The sequence below is a fragment of the Burkholderia sp. 22PA0106 genome (genome assembly GCF_047497155.1).
Classification (GTDB): Bacteria; Pseudomonadota; Gammaproteobacteria; order Burkholderiales; family Burkholderiaceae; genus Burkholderia.
This window is the reverse complement of sequence record NZ_CP163162.1, coordinates 2529186-2543681: the sequence shown is the minus strand read 5'-3', so window position 1 is coordinate 2543681 and position 14496 is coordinate 2529186. Positions and strand designations below refer to the sequence as shown.

The following is a 14496-nucleotide window of genomic DNA, read 5'->3' as shown; positions in this document are numbered from 1 at the left end:
GTCGAATGTCTTCTTCTGAATCTCCTATGCCTGTTCTGCCCAATACGCTTGCGCTTCGTCCATTGGTGATGCTGGGCCCCTGGTTGCGCGTCGCTCGGCGGAAACGGTTGAATGACGAACATCGCGCCGGATGCGCAGCGCCTGCGCGACCTGCCCGCCGTGGCGACGCACCCGAGCATGCGTGGCATTTCACGACTTTTCGCTGGCTCTCGATCTACGCTGGGATGTTCGCGTTCTCGATGCTTGCATTGGCGGAACTGGTCGGCGGGACGGTCGCGCATCGTCTCGACGATGTCAGCGATTCCTCCCTTCACTGGGAGCGGATGTATTTCCATTCCATTCAGGACGAAAAACTGCCGGAGGCGATCGCCGACCGTATCGCTCGTGACGCACCGGAGCAGAATTACTACGGACTTTTCGCGGCGGACGGGCGACGGCTGGCCGGCAACATTTCCGAGTGGCCAGGTTCCCTGCCTGCGGACGGGGAAAAGCGCACGCTCACGCAAGGACTTCGCATCGACAGGCATCCAGGCGCTCCGGTTGTTCGAGCCAGTGCGGAGCGACGCACCGACGGGAGCACATTTGTGATTGCCCGGAACATGACGCAACTCAGGTCGATCAGGCGCGCCATGCTGGATACCTTGATCGGCGGAGGCAGCGCTTATCTGTTGGGTACTTTTGCTCTCGGAGCCGGGCTCAGCTATCGGCAGTGGCGGCGATTTCTGTCGATGCGCCAGTCGACGCTCGAGATCGCAAGAGGAAATCTCGCGCGACGCTTACCGACGGGGGGCGACGACGAGTTCGACATGCTGGCGCATCTCGTGAACCGAATGCTCGACCAGATCGAAAATCTGATGGGCGAGGTAAAGGGTGCGTGTGATGGCATCGCGCATGATTTGCGTACACCGTTGGCGCACATGCGCATCCGGCTTGCGAGCGTTGTGGCGAATCAGGAGGAGCAGGGCACGGGGATCGATGCCCGGGAGCGAGTCTTGGTAAGAGAGGCGCTGGCGGACGTCGACATGTTGCTGCAGCGATTCCACGCCATTCTCCGAATGTCGGAAATCGGTGCGCGTCGTCGCGACGGTTTCGGAACTGTCGACCTTGCCCAACTTCTGCGCGGCGTCGCCGAATTGTATGAACCGCTGGCCGAAGACCGCGGTATCGGATGGCAGACCGCCATCGATGCCGTCATGCCGCTGCACGGCGACAGTGACTTGCTGTTCGAGGCGGTGGGCAACCTGCTTGACAATGCCGTGAAGTATTCCCCGCCTGGTGGCGCGGTCGGCATAGCACTCCGCGCAGGAACGGCTGGCCCGATACTGTCGATCTCGGACGAAGGGCCCGGCATCCCCGCACATGAGCGCGAGAAGGTGCTGAGTCGATTCTATCGGGGCGAGCGTACCTGCCACATTCCGGGAACCGGACTTGGGCTCTGCCTCGTCGCGGCAATCCTGGAACTGCATGCATTCTCGCTGCGGATCGAAGAGGGGCCGGGGGGCATCGGCACCGTCATGCGGATCGAATGCCGGGCATGAACACACGTGTCGAGCGTCACCCAAGCCGTTCCCGTCGCGTACGCCGGCACGTCGGCTTCCGGCTCGACGCAGCGAGAACGGCAATCCCCCGCCGCCCTGGCATGCCTCAGGTTTCGCGCTCGATTGGCAGCGTGTAGTGACAATAACCACGCTCGTCGTGGCTATGGAGGAATCCTGATTGCTCGTACAAGTATCGCGCGGGGTTGTCGGCCTTCGCGCCGAGCGATATTTCGGTTATGCCGCTGGCCCTCGCGTCCGAGACGAACTTCTTGAGCGGCAACTGTCCCAAGCCAGTTCGGCGGCATTCAGGTATCACATCGATCGAGGCGAGTACCGCGGTCTTTGCATGGATTTCCCCAAGGCTGTAACCCGCATACTCGCCCGCGCATTCCACGATGCACATGCGATCGAGGTCCTCGTGGTGTTGCCGCGCCGATGGCCGGGCTCAAGCGCCGGAATGGGCGGCCGAGTCTCGATTCGGCGTCTGCACATTGACCGGCGAGCCGCTCACGAAGGCGCAGATGTTGGACACGAGTTGATCGGCCAGCGTCTGGGTGGCCTCTTCGCTGGCCCAGGCCACATGAGGCGTGAGAATGAAGCCGGGATGGTTGGCCAGGCTATGGAACGGATGTCCGGCCGGCATCGGCTCCTCGCTCACCACGTCGAAGCCGGCGCCGGAAATCATTCCGCTCGCGAGCGCGAGTACCAAGGCTGCTTCGTCTACCAGTCCGCCTCGCGCCGTGTTGATGATGAACGGCCGGCGCGTCATGGCCGCGAACTCGGCCGCGCCGATCAGGTGGTGATTGGCGTCGTTCAGCGGGCAATGCAGGGTGATTACGTCCGATTGCGAAATCACCTCCTCGAATGGCACATGAAGCCCATCGTCAGGGCAGGGCCGGTGCTTGCGTGCGGCGAGCCGTACGCGCATGCCCAGCGAGCGCCCGATTTCCGCAACCGCGCGTCCCAGCGCGCCGTCGCCGATCACACCGAGCGTTGCGCCGTGCAGATCCTTGATTGGAAAATCGAAGAAGCAGAATTGCCCCGAAGCCTGCCAGCGCCCCGATCTCACGGCGTCGCGGTAGGCAAGCAGGCTGCGGCGCAGCGCGAAGATCATGGCGAACGTGTGTTCAGGCACCGTGTGGACAGCGTAGCCACGGATATTGCTCACGACGATGGAGCGGGCCGCGCAGGCATCCAGGTCGATGTTGTCCGTCCCGGTGGCTGCAACCGCGATCATTGCCAGCCGCGGAGCGGCCGCGATGGCCTTGGCGTCGATCCTGACCTTGTTGGTGATCACGATATCGGCCTCGCGGATCCGTGATACCGCTTCGTCGGCGGTGCTGCGTGGATAAATGATTAGACGATGAGGAAAGGGCAACTCGGCGAGCACCGCGTTGGGGGGGAGCGTCTCGCGATCGAGGAAGACGACCTGAAGCGGGGAGTCAGGAGAGGTCATTGGGCGCTGTCATCGAGGCATGGAAGAGAAATCGTTCCCGGTCATTGTGCCGAGATCCGTTGGGCTCATGCTTGCCCTCTGTTCAAGCCCGCTTTTCGTAATGGAAAGTCGGGCGTGCGCCGGTGGATTAGACTGATTGCCTGCGAGCCCACGCCGGACCGCCCATCGCCGGTACCGGCTGGATTTCCAAGTGGCGAAGCTCGCTAGCCACCCACTGCGGCCATGGTCAATCCTCTCCATATCGATTTGCAATCCTTGCGGGTGTTCCTGCTCGTGGTTGAACACGGCAGCCTGACAAAGGCCGCCGAGGCCGGGCAGTTGACGTTGTCGGCGATCAGCAAGCGCATCGCCGAACTCGAAAACGTGGCAGCCTGCCGGCTGCTCATACGCCATCCTCGCGGCGTGATGCCGACGCCGGCCGGCCGGGGTCTCTATGAACATGCGAGCCGGGTATTGAACCAGGTGAATGCGATGGCCAGCGAGCTTGGCGACTACGCGAACGGCGTGCGGGGCCATGTTCGCCTGTGGGCGAATACATCGTCCATCGTCCAGTTCCTGCCATGGGATCTCGGATCTTTCCTGGCCGCTCATCCGACCATTCGCATCGGCCTAGAGGAAAAACTCAGCGGCGAGATCGTCGAGGCGCTGCGCAACGCTGATGCGGATCTCGGGCTTTTCGCCGGCAATGTCGCCACGCCGGGCATTGAGCGACGCCACTATCGCGACGACGAACTGGTGCTGCTGGTGCCCCGCAGCCACCGGCTGGCAGGGCTGGACGTCATCACGTTCGCGGCCACCCTGGACGAGGATTATGTCGGCCTGAATGCCGGCAGTTCGCTGCTTGACCTGATGACGCATGCCGCGCTCGACGCGGGGCGGCCTTTGAAACTTCGCATCCAGGTATCGAGCTTCGATGGCATCTGCCGCATGATCGAGGCAGGCCTGGGCATCGGCATCCTGCCTCGCGCGGCCGTCAGGCAGGAAAGCGTGGCTGCCGGTCTGGCCTTGGTGCGCCTGGCCGATTCATGGGCGCGCCGATCTCTGTGGCTGGGTGCCCGAAGGTTTGATGCCTTGCCCCCCGAGGCGGCAAGGCTGGTTGCCTTTCTTACCGAAGTCTCGCGCTCATAGCGGATTGATTTCTTCCTGGCTACGCCGGGTCGTCAGCGGCCCCAGCGCGCGCACCACGATTGCCACGGTGAGCAGGGCGGCCGCGATGGTGCCGAACATGGCGCCTGCACCGTAGTCATTGAGTACCGGTAGCAGGATGAACGGCAGCGCGCCGCTGACGATACGCGACAGGGCATAGGTGCTGCCGATCGCCGTCGATCGCACACGCGCCGGAAAGATCTCGGCCTGGTAGACATGATAGGCATTGCTGAAAACGTTCGAGGCACAGGTGGTCAACACGCCGAACCCGATGATCAGCGCGGTATGGTTCGAATAGGCGAAGCCGATTCCGAATACCGCGATCGAGAGGATCGCGGCGATCACCAGGGTGCGCCGCTCGATCCGGTTCAGCAACGGGATGGACAGCAGCGAGCCGACCGGATAACCGAGAAAGGACAGCGCCATGAACAGCGTGCTGTCTGTCACGTCGAAGCCGCGACTCTTGACCACCAAGCTTGCCAAAGTCCCGAACCCGTAATACCCGAAGGCCTGCAACAGGTGAAACACGCCGAGCATCGCGAATCGGCGACCATACAAGGGCATACGCAGGATTGCCAGCCGCTCCCGGAAGCCGGTTGCCGTGGTCTCCCGTCCCCCGAGGGCATGGGTGATTGGCGGCAAGACGACGCCGGAGCCGTCGGCGAAACGGCGCAGCATCTCCATGGCCTCATCGACCCGACCTTGCGCGAGTAGCCAGCGTGGACTTTCAGGCAGCCGGTTCCGCACCAGCAGTATGAACAAGCCGCCCAGGCTGCCGAGGGCGAGGATCACGCGCCAGCCGGCGACCGCGCCAAGATGGATCGGGTTGAGCCATACGGCGAGAAAACCCACCACCGGTACTGCGACATAGGAGAGCGTATATGCCCAAGCCGCCAGTCTCCCCCGGTAATTCCTGGGCAGGATCTCCGACAGAAAGGTGTCGGCCACCGGATATAGCGCGCCGACACCGATGCCGGTCAGGAAGCGGCAAGCGACCAGCATCTCGGGATTGACGGAGAACGCGCCGAGCAGGGAGAACGCGCTGTACCAGACGAGGTTCAGCACGAAGGCGCGTCGGCGCCCGATGCGGTCGGCGAGGCTACCCAGGCACAAGGAGCCGACGAACATCCCGATGAAGGCAGAGGCCAGTAGCAGTTTGAAGTCGACGCTATGCCTATCGAGCCCGTATTCGTTTTGCAGGGCTACCCCGATTGAACTCACCAGGAAGATCTCGAACATGTCGAAGAACAGACCGATACCGATTACGCGCACCACGAAACGGTGCAACTTGCCGACCGGCATGTCGTCCATTGCCTGGCCCAGGCTTGCTGCAGGCGCACGGGCCGTGTCCGGAAGTGGGTTTGCTGAAAGGTGTGGTGGCGCCGCGCCGTGGCCGCCGATGCCGATCGGATTGCCGTTCATGTCTTGTCTCCTGGATTACCGCGCGGTATGCCGCGCTGGATGTCTGTGCATCCGCTCACGCCCGGTCCGGCGGCTTGTCTTCTCGATGTCGTGAGGTACGACGATGGCCGGCGGCACCAGGTCGGTGCCAGCCGGCTAGGGCTTACAGCAGTTCCGAAATCTCGATCAGATTCAGGTCGGGATCGCGTACATAGACCGAGCGGATCTTCTGCGTCGCGCCGGTGCGCTCCACCGGTCCCTCGACAATCGGCCAGTTCATGCGCTCCAGATGTGCGATTACCTGAGCCAGCGGCACCGCGGCGATGAAGCAGAGGTCGAGCGCGCCTGGAACCGGTACGTGAGCTTTCGGCTCGAACTCGGCGCCGCGAACGTGAAGGTTGATCTTTTGGTTGCCGAAACGGAACGCCAGACGCCCGGCACCGAAGGTCTCGAGCTGCATCTGCAGCACCTCGGTATAGAAATGCCGGGTGGCGTCGGGGTCAACGCAGGTCAGCACCAGATGGTCAAGATGGTCAATCAAAGGCATGGTCAGGCTCCCTGGGCAATGCAACCGCGCTGCTCGGGCCGACCATCGGCTCCGTTGCGCGGTATCGGATGAAGATCGAGGCGGCGGCCGGCCTTGAGCAACTGGCTCGGTACGTCGTGACCAACCAGGTCCGGCAGTAGTGAGGCCGCCGCGAGCGTGGCGGCGAGATCCACGCCGGTCTGGTAGCCGTCGAGGGCAAGCATATGCACCAACTCCTCGGTGCAGACGTTGCCGGTCGCGCCGGGGGCATAAGGACAGCCACCAAGGCCGCCCAGCGACGCGTCGAAGCGGTCGATACCCTCAATCAGGGCGGCTAGCGTATTGGCCAGCGCCATGCCGCGCGTGTTGTGGAAATGGAGCGTCAGCTCGTGGGACGCAAAGGTGTCGGCTGCCAGTCGGCTCAGCGCGGCCACCTGCGAAGGGTAGGCCATGCCAGTTGTGTCGCAGAGCGTGAAGCCATGTACCCCCAGCTCAGCGAAGCGCTGCATCCAGGCCAGCACTGTATTGGCAGATACCTCGCCTTCCATCGGACAGCCGAACACGGTCGACAGCGAGACATTGATTGCCGTGCCGGTCGGCGCGACCACCCGGATCACGTCGGCCAGTTGTGCGAACGATTGCTCGCGCGTCATACGCAGGTTCGTGAGGTTATGAGTCTCGCTGACCGACATCACCAGGTTGACCTCGTCGACACGACATGACAAAGCGCGCTCCGCGCCGCGAACGTTGGGAACCAGCACCGTGTATACGACACCGGGCGCGCGCGCGATCCCATGCATGACGGCCTCGGCGTCGCGCAGTGCAGGAATGGCGCGCGGTGAGGTAAACGAAGTCACTTCGATCTTGGCGTAGCCACAGTGGCTCAGCCGATCAATGAGCGCGATCTTTTGGTCGGTGTCGACGAAGCGTGCCTCGTTCTGAAAGCCGTCGCGTGTAGCGACTTCCTGGATGTAGACACGCCGGGGGGATGCTTGCATGTTCGCCTCTTGTTCGAGAATCCGGGATCAAAGGATGCCGCGCGTTCGCCAGTCGGCTCGCGTGCCGGCGTCGATGCCGAGTCCGGCCAGCACGGTATCGGTATCCGCCCCGAGTTCGGGCGCGGGAGCGGTGACGGCACCGGGTGTGGCACCGAGCTTGGGCACGATGCCGGGCACCTGGACGGGGGTCCCGTCGGGCAGCGCGGTGTCCAGAATCATGTCGCGAGCCTGGTAATGCGGATCCGTCGCGATATCGGCGACGTCATAGATGCGCCCGGCGGGGATCCGGCCTTCGTGCAGGGCCGCGAGCACCGTGTCGAGCGGGTGTCGAGCGGTCCAGTCGCCGATCGCCGCGTCGATCCGCTCGACCTGGGCCACCCGCCCGTCGTTGCGCGCAAGCGCCGGATCCTCGCCAAGATCGGCTCGACCGATGATGTCCATCAGGCGCCGGAAGATCCCGTCGCCATTGCCCGCGATGAGCGCATAGCGGCCGTCGGCGCAGCGATAGGCATTGGTGGGCGCGATGCCCGGCAAGCTGCTGCCGGCTGCCTGCCGCACAGCGCCGAACGCCGAATATTCCGGCAGCAGGCTTTCCATCATGTTGAAAACAGCTTCGTAGAGCGCGACATCGACCACCTGGCCCGTGCCGCCTTGTTGCTCCCGGTGTCGCAGTGCCAGCAGAATGCCGATCACGCCATGCAGCGCGGCCAGCGAATCGCCGATCGAGACGCCGACGCGCACCGGCGTGCGGCCGGGCTCGCCGCTGAGATGACGCAGCCCGCCCATCGCCTCGGCAATCACGCCGAAGCCGGGGCGATCGCGGTAAGGCCCGGATTGGCCGTAGCCGGACACCCGCAACATCACGAGGCCGGGATTGATCAACGATAGGGCCTCCCAGCCGAGGCCCCAGCCCTCCAGCGTGCCGGGCCGAAAATTTTCTATCAGCACGTCACAATCGGCTACCAGGCGCCTCACCACGTCTTGTCCCTCGGGTGCACGCAAATCCAGCGTGATCGACTGCTTGTTGCGCGACTGCACAGCCCACCACACGGAAGTGCCCTGGTGCAGCATTCGCCACTTCCGCAACGGATCTCCAGCCGACGGCGGCTCGATCTTGATGACCTCCGCACCGAATTCGGCCAGCAGCCGTCCTGCGAACGGGCCGGCAATCAACTGCCCCAATTCCAGGACGCGTATGCCTTCTAGCGGTCGCTGCATTTGCGTATCTCCATCCATGTTCAAAGTCTGCTCGACATGGTGCGGCTTTCCGGCCATGTTGATAATCTTTGCTTGTTCAAGCACCCTTTCCTGTCGAGAAAGGCGCAACGATATTGGGCCGCCGCCCAGGCCGGCCTTGTCGAAAAAATCTGGCCCCTATCGCAAGATGCTGGCTTCTGCGAGGTGCCGGCGCCCGGGTATGACCCGCGAGCATTCGCATTTGGCGAATGCTTCATTTGCATCGTCCCGATGGTAGGCGAGCGGTCGAGCAGCGATACTTGGACAAATGCAATGCTTCGCGACGAGGCAGGGGCGCCGACGCCGTCCATCCCGACATCGCGACTCGAGCCCGCCAGGGAAAGCCAACGACGCACGATCTCGGCAATATCGAGAACTCGCCGTGCTCCAGCTCGCGAGATTTGCGCGGGTCGTGTCGGCGGGCATGGCGATCGCGAAAACCAGCAGCCCGAACGCGTGGGGAGACAGCGGTGCGCTTCGATACGACAGATTTGCGTTTGTTCGTCGCCGTGGTGGAGGCCGGCAGCATCACGCACGGCGCTGCGCGCGTGAATCTCTCGCTGCCCTCGGCCAGCGCTCGTGTGCGACAGATGGAGGAGACGGCAGGCGTGCCGCTGCTCACACGCGAGCGTCTGGGCGTAAAACCGACGGAAGTCGGTCATACCTTGCTGCAGCATGCGCGTTCGACCTTGCTGGCAATGCAGCGCCTTACCGATGATCTTGGCCAGTTCGCCAGGGGCCTGCGCGGCACGGTGCGCGTGCTTGCCAACACCAACGCGATGACTGAGTTCCTGCCCGATCCGATCGCTCATTTTCTCGCCAGGCATCGCAACGTGAATGTCGCGCTCGAGGAAAGGCTCAGCGCCGATATCGTCGCCGCGTTGATCGACGGCGTGGCGGACATCGGCGTCGTGGCCACGGGCGCCAGCACGGGTGATCTGCAAACCTTTGCCTTTGCCAACGACCGGTTGTGCGCGGTGGTTCCATCGGCCGAGCCGGCATTCGCATCCTTGCGCGGCATCGCATTCAATACCATCCTCGACCACGACTTCATCGCTTACGCGGCCGCATCGGCGCTCCAGACCTACCTCGAGGACCACGCTCGCGCCCTACATCGTCGTATCGAGCCGCGCATCAGGCTCAGCAGCTTCGACGCGATTTGCCGGCTTGTCGAAAACGGTGTGGGCGTTTCGGTCGTACCGGAGTCCGCCGCGCGTCGCTGTCAGCGCACGATGTCGATCCGGTTGTTGCCGTTGCTCGACGACTGGGCCGTCAGGGAAATGCGCGTTTGCGTGGCTGACCGCGATGCAATGCCGGCTTATGCCCGCCTGTTGCTGGAGCATCTGGTGCCATCGCATTGACTTGCCCGATGTTCGCCGCCGCACGCGGCGGTTCGATGGCGTCGACAGCCCGAGCCTATGGATGTGCCAAAGGTGGCGATCGGCAATGCCGCATTGTTCGTCCACTGCGCCGTGCCGACAATGAACCCGTTGCTTTCACCAATAGGAACAACGGTCATGTCTTCTTCCAATGGCATCCCCACGATTCAGTCCCGTAGCTGGCTGTTTACTCCCGCCACGCGTCCGGACAGATTCCCCAAGGCGCTGGCCTCCGGCGCGGACGTGTTGATTGCGGATCTCGAGGATGCGGTTCCAGCCAGCGACAAGGCGATAGCGAGAAACAACGTGAGCAGCGTGCTGAGTCGGCAGGACGGCCGGGACACGGTGCCCTTGCGGTGCCTGGCGGTTCGTATCAACTCACCGTCCTCGACGGAGGGCTTGTCGGACCTTCTGATGCTGGTCAAGGCACACGCGGCGCCGCGTTTCGTGTTGGTGCCCAAGGTCGAGTCCGCGGAAATGGTCAAACAGATTGCGGCCTTGTTCGCTGATGCCGGGCTCGTTTCCAACATTGTGCCGATGATCGAGTCCGCCGCGGGCGTCGATAACGCGGCCGCGATCGCGGTTGCCGCGCCGAGGGTGTCGGCACTGATGTTCGGTGCGGCCGATTTCGCATCCGATGTCGGGGCCCAGCCGGGCGCCTTCGCGCTGCAAGTTGCTCGCAGCCGCGTGGCGGCGGCTTGTGTGACGAATGCGCGTCTCGCGATCGACGCCCCGTGCTTCGCGCTCGGCGATCCCGAGGCCTTGCGCAATGACCTGCGATTTGCCGCCGACAACGGCTTTCTTGCCAAGGCGGCCATTCATCCCTCCCATCTGGCCGCCATCAACGAGATTTTTTCGGTCCTGCCCGAACGCATTGACTGGGCACGTCGAGTCGTTGACGCGGCCGCGAAAGGGGTCGCCATCGTCGACGGTCGAATGGTCGACGAGGCGATCGCGCGAGAGGCGCGGCGGGTGCTCGCCGCGGCCGGATAAGAACTTGTTGAACCCTATATGAAACAGGAGTCGATCATGAGTGAAAACATTTCAGCCTATCGTCGGATCGGTGCGCAGCGCTACCGCGAAACCTCGGGTTTGTACTTCGAGGATTTCGAGCCCGGGAACGTCTATGAACATCGGCCGGGGCGGACCATCACCGACGTCGACAATATTTGGATGACGCTGCTGACGATGAACACGCAGCAGGTTCATTTCGATGCCGCTTATGCGGCCAAGACCGAGTGGAAGAAACTGCTGGTGGACAGCACCTTCACGCTCGCCTTGCTCACCGGCATGAGCGTGCGAACCGTCAGCGCGAAAGTGGTCGCCAATCTGGGCTGGGACAAGGTGCGAGCTACCGCTCCGGTGTTCGCCGGCGACACGCTGTATGCCGAATCGACGGTCCTGTCGCGTCGCGAATCGCGCAGCCGTCCGACCCAGGGCATCGTCACTGTCGAAACCAAGGGGGTGAATCAGGATGGCGTCGGCGTGATGACGTTCGAACGCACCATGCTGGTCTACAAGCGTGATCATTCGCCCGAGTCCGAGGCGAATTACTGATGGAGGACGGCACCATGAAACGCAATGATTCCCTTCAAGGCGCCTATGTGGCGAAGCTCACGTCAGCGACCGAAGCCGTTTCGTCGTTGCGCAGTGGCTCGACCGTCGCGCTGGGCATGGCCATGGCCCAGCCGCCGGCGCTGCTCACCGCCCTGGCTGCGCGGGCGGAAGCCGGCGATGTGGACGACCTCGACGTTTATTACTTTCACGCCGAGTCCTTTCTCAGGACGTCCCTGCTGCGCTATTCGCTGATGGGTCGCATTGTTCCGCACTGCATGTTCATGGGCGAACCCGAACGCGAACTGATCGAGCTGGGTGAGAAGGACGGCGGCCGCAAGGTGGTGTTCTTCGTACCGAATTCTTTCAGCCAGGCTCCACGCCTGTTCGCGGATCACATTCCGGTCGATACGATGCTCGTGATGGTGTCGCCGATGGACCGCAACGGCTATTTCACGTTCGGGACCAACAACGATTATACGAGCACGGTGGCGCGATCCGCGCGTCGCTTGATCGTGGAAGTCAATCCCAACATGCCTCGCGTGTTCGGCCGGTCGCTGTTGCATATATCGGAAGTCGACGCGATCGTCGAGTCGCATGATCCTCTGCCGGAACTTCACCCCAAACCGGCCGGGGTGCTGGAACAGGCGATCGGCGAGCGCATCGCCGAGCTGGTCTCGGATGGAGCGTGCCTGCAAATGGGCATCGGAGCCTTGCCGAATGCGGTATGTGGCGCGCTCGCCGATCATCGTCACCTCGGGATCCATACCGAGTTGCTGACCCCTGGGCTTGTCGAACTCGTCCGGCGCGGGGTGGTCGACAACAGCCGCAAGGCGTTGGATCGCGGTAAATCGGTGTTCACGTTCGCCATGGGCGATCGCGCGATGTACGACTTCATGGACGACAATCCCGCGATCGAGAGTCATCCGGTCGATTACGTCAACGACCCTGCCAATATCGCGCGCAACGACAACATGATCTCCGTGAATTCAACCATCGAGATGGACCTGACTGGTGCCTGCAACTCCGAGCATCTCCATGGGCATCAATTCAGTGCCAGCGGAGGCCAGCTCGACTTTGTTCGGGGGGCTTATGCCTCGCGCGGCGGCAAGTCGATCATCGCATTTTCTTCGACGGCGGCGGGCGGCCGCGTCTCCAAGATCGTCGGTCGCCTGGCGGGCCCAGTCACGACACCACGTACGGATACTCACCTCGTGGTCACCGAGCATGGCGTTGCGAACCTGAAGGGGTTGTCGTCCACCCAGCGGGCGATGGCCTTGATCCGGCTAGCGCATCCCGATTTCCGGGATGCGCTGCAGGCTCAGGCTCGAGAACTTCACCTTATCTGAGCGGAGGCTGCCATGGTACGAACCATCGCCGATTACTTGGCGAAAACGCTATCCGACGCTGGCGTCGAACGGATCTGGGGCGTCACGGGCGACAGCCTGAACGGACTCTCCGACAGCCTGCGCCGGCTCGGCAAGATCACGTGGTCGCATACGCGCCACGAGGAAACCGCCGCTTTCGCGGCCGGCGCCGAAGCCGCGGTGACGGGCAAGCTCGCCGTCTGCGCGGGCAGTTGCGGCCCAGGCAACCTGCACCTGATCAACGGCCTGTTCGACTGCCAGCGCAACCATGTGCCGGTGCTCGCGATCGCGGCGCACATCCCGTCCTCGGAGATCGGGCTCGGCTACTTCCAGGAAACGCATCCGCAGGAGTTGTTTCGCGAATGCAGCCACTTCGTCGAGCTGGTGAGCCACCCGAAGCAGTTCCCGCGCGTGCTCGATCGGGCGATCCGCACCGCGATCGAGGAACGCGGCGTGGCCGTGATCGTGCTGCCCGGCGACATCGCGCTGGAGGCGGTACCCGAAGCCACGCCGGGCCAGGTCAGCTACGAGGTCACGGCGAGCGTGCCGCCGGCGGCCCGGCTCGACGCGCTGGCGGCGTTGCTCGAAGGCTCGGAGCGCATCGCGCTGTTGTGCGGCAGCGGCTGTGCCGGCGCGCACGACGAGGTGGTGGCGCTGGCCGACACGCTCGGCGCGCCGATCGTCCATGCTTTGCGCGGCAAGGAGCATGTCGAATGGGACAACCCGTTCGATGTCGGCATGACGGGCCTGATCGGCTTCAGCTCGGGCTACCACGCGCTGAAGTCCTGCGACACGCTGGTGATGCTCGGCACCGATTTCCCGTATCGCAATTTCTACCCGGCCGACGCCAAGGTGGTGCAGATCGACCATCACGGCGCGGCGATCGGCAAGCGCGTGCCGGTCGACCTGGGCCTGGTCGGTGACGTCAAGGCGACGCTCGCGGCCTTGCAGGGTCGCCTCGCGCGCAAGACCGACCGCCACTTCCTGGAAGCTGCGCGCAAGCACTATACCGACGCGCGCGAGGGGCTCGACAGCCTCGCGCGGCCCTCGCCGGGCGATGCGCCGATCCATCCGCAATACCTGACGCGGCTGGTCAGCGATCTGGCGGCCGACGACGCGGTGTTCAGCGTCGACGTCGGCACGCCGACGCTATGGGCCGCGCGCTACCTGGAGATGAACGGCAAGCGCCGGCTGCTCGGCTCCTTCAACCACGGCTCGATGGCCAATGCATTGCCGCAGGCACTCGGCGCGCAGGCGGCGCTGCCGGGGCGCCAGGTGGTCGCGCTGTGCGGCGACGGCGGCCTGTCGATGCTGATGGGCGAGCTGCTGACGGCGCGCCAGTTGAAGCTGCCGCTCACGCTGGTGGTGTTCAACAACAGCTCGCTGGGTTTCGTGTCGATGGAGATGAAGGCCGGCGGTTATCTCGACAACGATACGCGCCTGGCCGATACCGACTACGCCGCGATCGCGCGCGGCGCCGGCATCGACGGAATTCGCGTCGAGCGTTCGGAGGAACTGGAGGCGGCGCTGAAGGATGCGTTCTCGCGTCCGCATCCGGTGCTGGTGGACGTGCGCATCGCGCGCCAGGAGATCGCGCTGCCGCCGAAGATCGAATGGGCGCAGGCGAAGGGCTTCAGCCTCTACATGCTGAAGGCCGTGCTGAACGCGAAGGGCAACGAGGTGGTGGAACTGGCAACGACCCTATTCCGCTGAGGCCGGCTCTCACGACTTGGTCCAGGCCGGCGCCGATTCCGGGCCGGCCTTTACGCCGCTGCGGACGATGATCGACGATGTCCGGTGCTTTCGGTCCACCGCGCCATACCGGATATCAGATAAAAGAACCCCGAAACTTGCCGGCGATGGTCTTGCTGGTCCATTCGCGCAGCTTGCCGAGA

General features: G+C 63.7%; 13 protein-coding genes. 7 read left to right on the top strand and 6 right to left on the bottom strand.

Annotated features, from left to right (window positions below):
• Positions 1-26: 26 nt before the first annotated feature.
• Positions 27-1538: a sensor histidine kinase gene (locus AB4850_RS10900; RefSeq protein WP_414439824.1), complete on the top strand. Its 1512-nt coding sequence runs from the start codon at positions 27-29 to the stop codon at positions 1536-1538.
• Positions 1539-1644: 106 nt separating this feature from the next.
• Here AB4850_RS10900 and AB4850_RS10895 read toward each other — a convergent pair whose 3' ends face one another.
• On the bottom strand, positions 1645-1941 hold the full coding sequence (locus tag AB4850_RS10895) for a GNAT family N-acetyltransferase (protein WP_414439823.1): 297 nt from the start codon (positions 1939-1941) through the stop codon (positions 1645-1647).
• A gap of 42 nt (positions 1942-1983) precedes the next feature.
• Positions 1984-2994 (bottom strand): D-2-hydroxyacid dehydrogenase, encoded by a 1011-nt coding sequence (locus AB4850_RS10890; protein WP_414439822.1) that lies wholly within the window; start codon positions 2992-2994, stop codon positions 1984-1986.
• 222 nt (positions 2995-3216) lie between these two features.
• Between AB4850_RS10890 and AB4850_RS10885 the strand changes: the two genes are divergently transcribed.
• Positions 3217-4122: a LysR family transcriptional regulator gene (locus AB4850_RS10885; protein WP_414439821.1), complete on the top strand. Its 906-nt coding sequence runs from the start codon at positions 3217-3219 to the stop codon at positions 4120-4122.
• On the opposite strand, the gene AB4850_RS10880 is transcribed toward AB4850_RS10885, so the two are convergent.
• From AB4850_RS10880 to AB4850_RS10865, 4 genes are all read right to left on the bottom strand, one after another.
• Positions 4117-5562 (bottom strand): MFS transporter, encoded by a 1446-nt coding sequence (locus AB4850_RS10880; RefSeq protein ID WP_414439820.1) that lies wholly within the window; start codon positions 5560-5562, stop codon positions 4117-4119. The genes AB4850_RS10885 and AB4850_RS10880 overlap by 6 nt on opposite strands.
• Positions 5563-5704: 142 nt before the next feature.
• A complete protein-coding gene (locus AB4850_RS10875) occupies positions 5705-6088 on the bottom strand; it encodes a VOC family protein (protein WP_036033441.1) in 384 nt (127 codons plus the stop codon).
• A gap of 2 nt (positions 6089-6090) precedes the next feature.
• Complete coding sequence (locus AB4850_RS10870; RefSeq protein WP_414439819.1) at positions 6091-7065, bottom strand: hydroxymethylglutaryl-CoA lyase; 975 nt, start codon at positions 7063-7065, stop codon at positions 6091-6093.
• A gap of 27 nt (positions 7066-7092) precedes the next feature.
• Complete coding sequence (locus AB4850_RS10865) at positions 7093-8283, bottom strand: CaiB/BaiF CoA transferase family protein (RefSeq protein ID WP_414442005.1); 1191 nt, start codon at positions 8281-8283, stop codon at positions 7093-7095.
• A 488-nt stretch (positions 8284-8771) separates the two neighbouring features.
• On the opposite strand from AB4850_RS10865, the gene AB4850_RS10860 reads away from it, so the two are divergent.
• The 5 genes from AB4850_RS10860 to poxB all read left to right on the top strand — a co-directional run bounded on the left by AB4850_RS10860 (position 8772) and on the right by poxB (position 14314).
• Complete coding sequence (locus AB4850_RS10860) at positions 8772-9662, top strand: LysR family transcriptional regulator (protein ID WP_414439818.1); 891 nt, start codon at positions 8772-8774, stop codon at positions 9660-9662.
• Positions 9663-9818: 156 nt separating this feature from the next.
• Positions 9819-10673, top strand: a complete 855-nt coding sequence (locus tag AB4850_RS10855) for an HpcH/HpaI aldolase/citrate lyase family protein (protein WP_414439817.1) — start codon at positions 9819-9821, stop codon at positions 10671-10673.
• 36 nt (positions 10674-10709) lie between these two features.
• Positions 10710-11237, top strand: coding sequence for a (R)-specific enoyl-CoA hydratase RipB/Ich (gene ripB / locus AB4850_RS10850; RefSeq protein WP_414439816.1), 528 nt, complete (start codon positions 10710-10712; stop codon positions 11235-11237).
• 14 nt (positions 11238-11251) lie between these two features.
• The gene (locus tag AB4850_RS10845; RefSeq protein WP_414442004.1) at positions 11252-12583 is read left to right on the top strand and encodes an acetyl-CoA hydrolase/transferase family protein; all 1332 of its coding nucleotides are present in this window, start codon (positions 11252-11254) and stop codon (positions 12581-12583) included.
• 12 nt (positions 12584-12595) lie between these two features.
• A complete protein-coding gene (poxB, locus tag AB4850_RS10840; protein ID WP_414439815.1) occupies positions 12596-14314 on the top strand; it encodes a ubiquinone-dependent pyruvate dehydrogenase in 1719 nt (572 codons plus the stop codon).
• The last annotated feature ends 182 nt before the right edge of the window (positions 14315-14496 follow it).

Coding starts and splice junctions, on each gene's coding strand:
- AB4850_RS10900 (WP_414439824.1), top strand. CDS start 27: ATGCCTGTTCTGCCCAATACGCTTGCGCTTCGTCCATTGGTGATGCTG.
- AB4850_RS10895 (WP_414439823.1), bottom strand. CDS start 1,941: ATGTGCATCGTGGAATGCGCGGGCGAGTATGCGGGTTACAGCCTTGGG.
- AB4850_RS10890 (WP_414439822.1), bottom strand. CDS start 2,994: ATGACCTCTCCTGACTCCCCGCTTCAGGTCGTCTTCCTCGATCGCGAG.
- AB4850_RS10885 (WP_414439821.1), top strand. CDS start 3,217: ATGGTCAATCCTCTCCATATCGATTTGCAATCCTTGCGGGTGTTCCTG.
- AB4850_RS10880 (WP_414439820.1), bottom strand. CDS start 5,562: ATGAACGGCAATCCGATCGGCATCGGCGGCCACGGCGCGGCGCCACCA.
- AB4850_RS10875 (WP_036033441.1), bottom strand. CDS start 6,088: ATGCCTTTGATTGACCATCTTGACCATCTGGTGCTGACCTGCGTTGAC.
- AB4850_RS10870 (WP_414439819.1), bottom strand. CDS start 7,065: ATGCAAGCATCCCCCCGGCGTGTCTACATCCAGGAAGTCGCTACACGC.
- AB4850_RS10865 (WP_414442005.1), bottom strand. CDS start 8,283: ATGCAGCGACCGCTAGAAGGCATACGCGTCCTGGAATTGGGGCAGTTG.
- AB4850_RS10855 (WP_414439817.1), top strand. CDS start 9,819: ATGTCTTCTTCCAATGGCATCCCCACGATTCAGTCCCGTAGCTGGCTG.
- ripB (WP_414439816.1), top strand. CDS start 10,710: ATGAGTGAAAACATTTCAGCCTATCGTCGGATCGGTGCGCAGCGCTAC.
- AB4850_RS10845 (WP_414442004.1), top strand. CDS start 11,252: ATGAAACGCAATGATTCCCTTCAAGGCGCCTATGTGGCGAAGCTCACG.
- poxB (WP_414439815.1), top strand. CDS start 12,596: ATGGTACGAACCATCGCCGATTACTTGGCGAAAACGCTATCCGACGCT.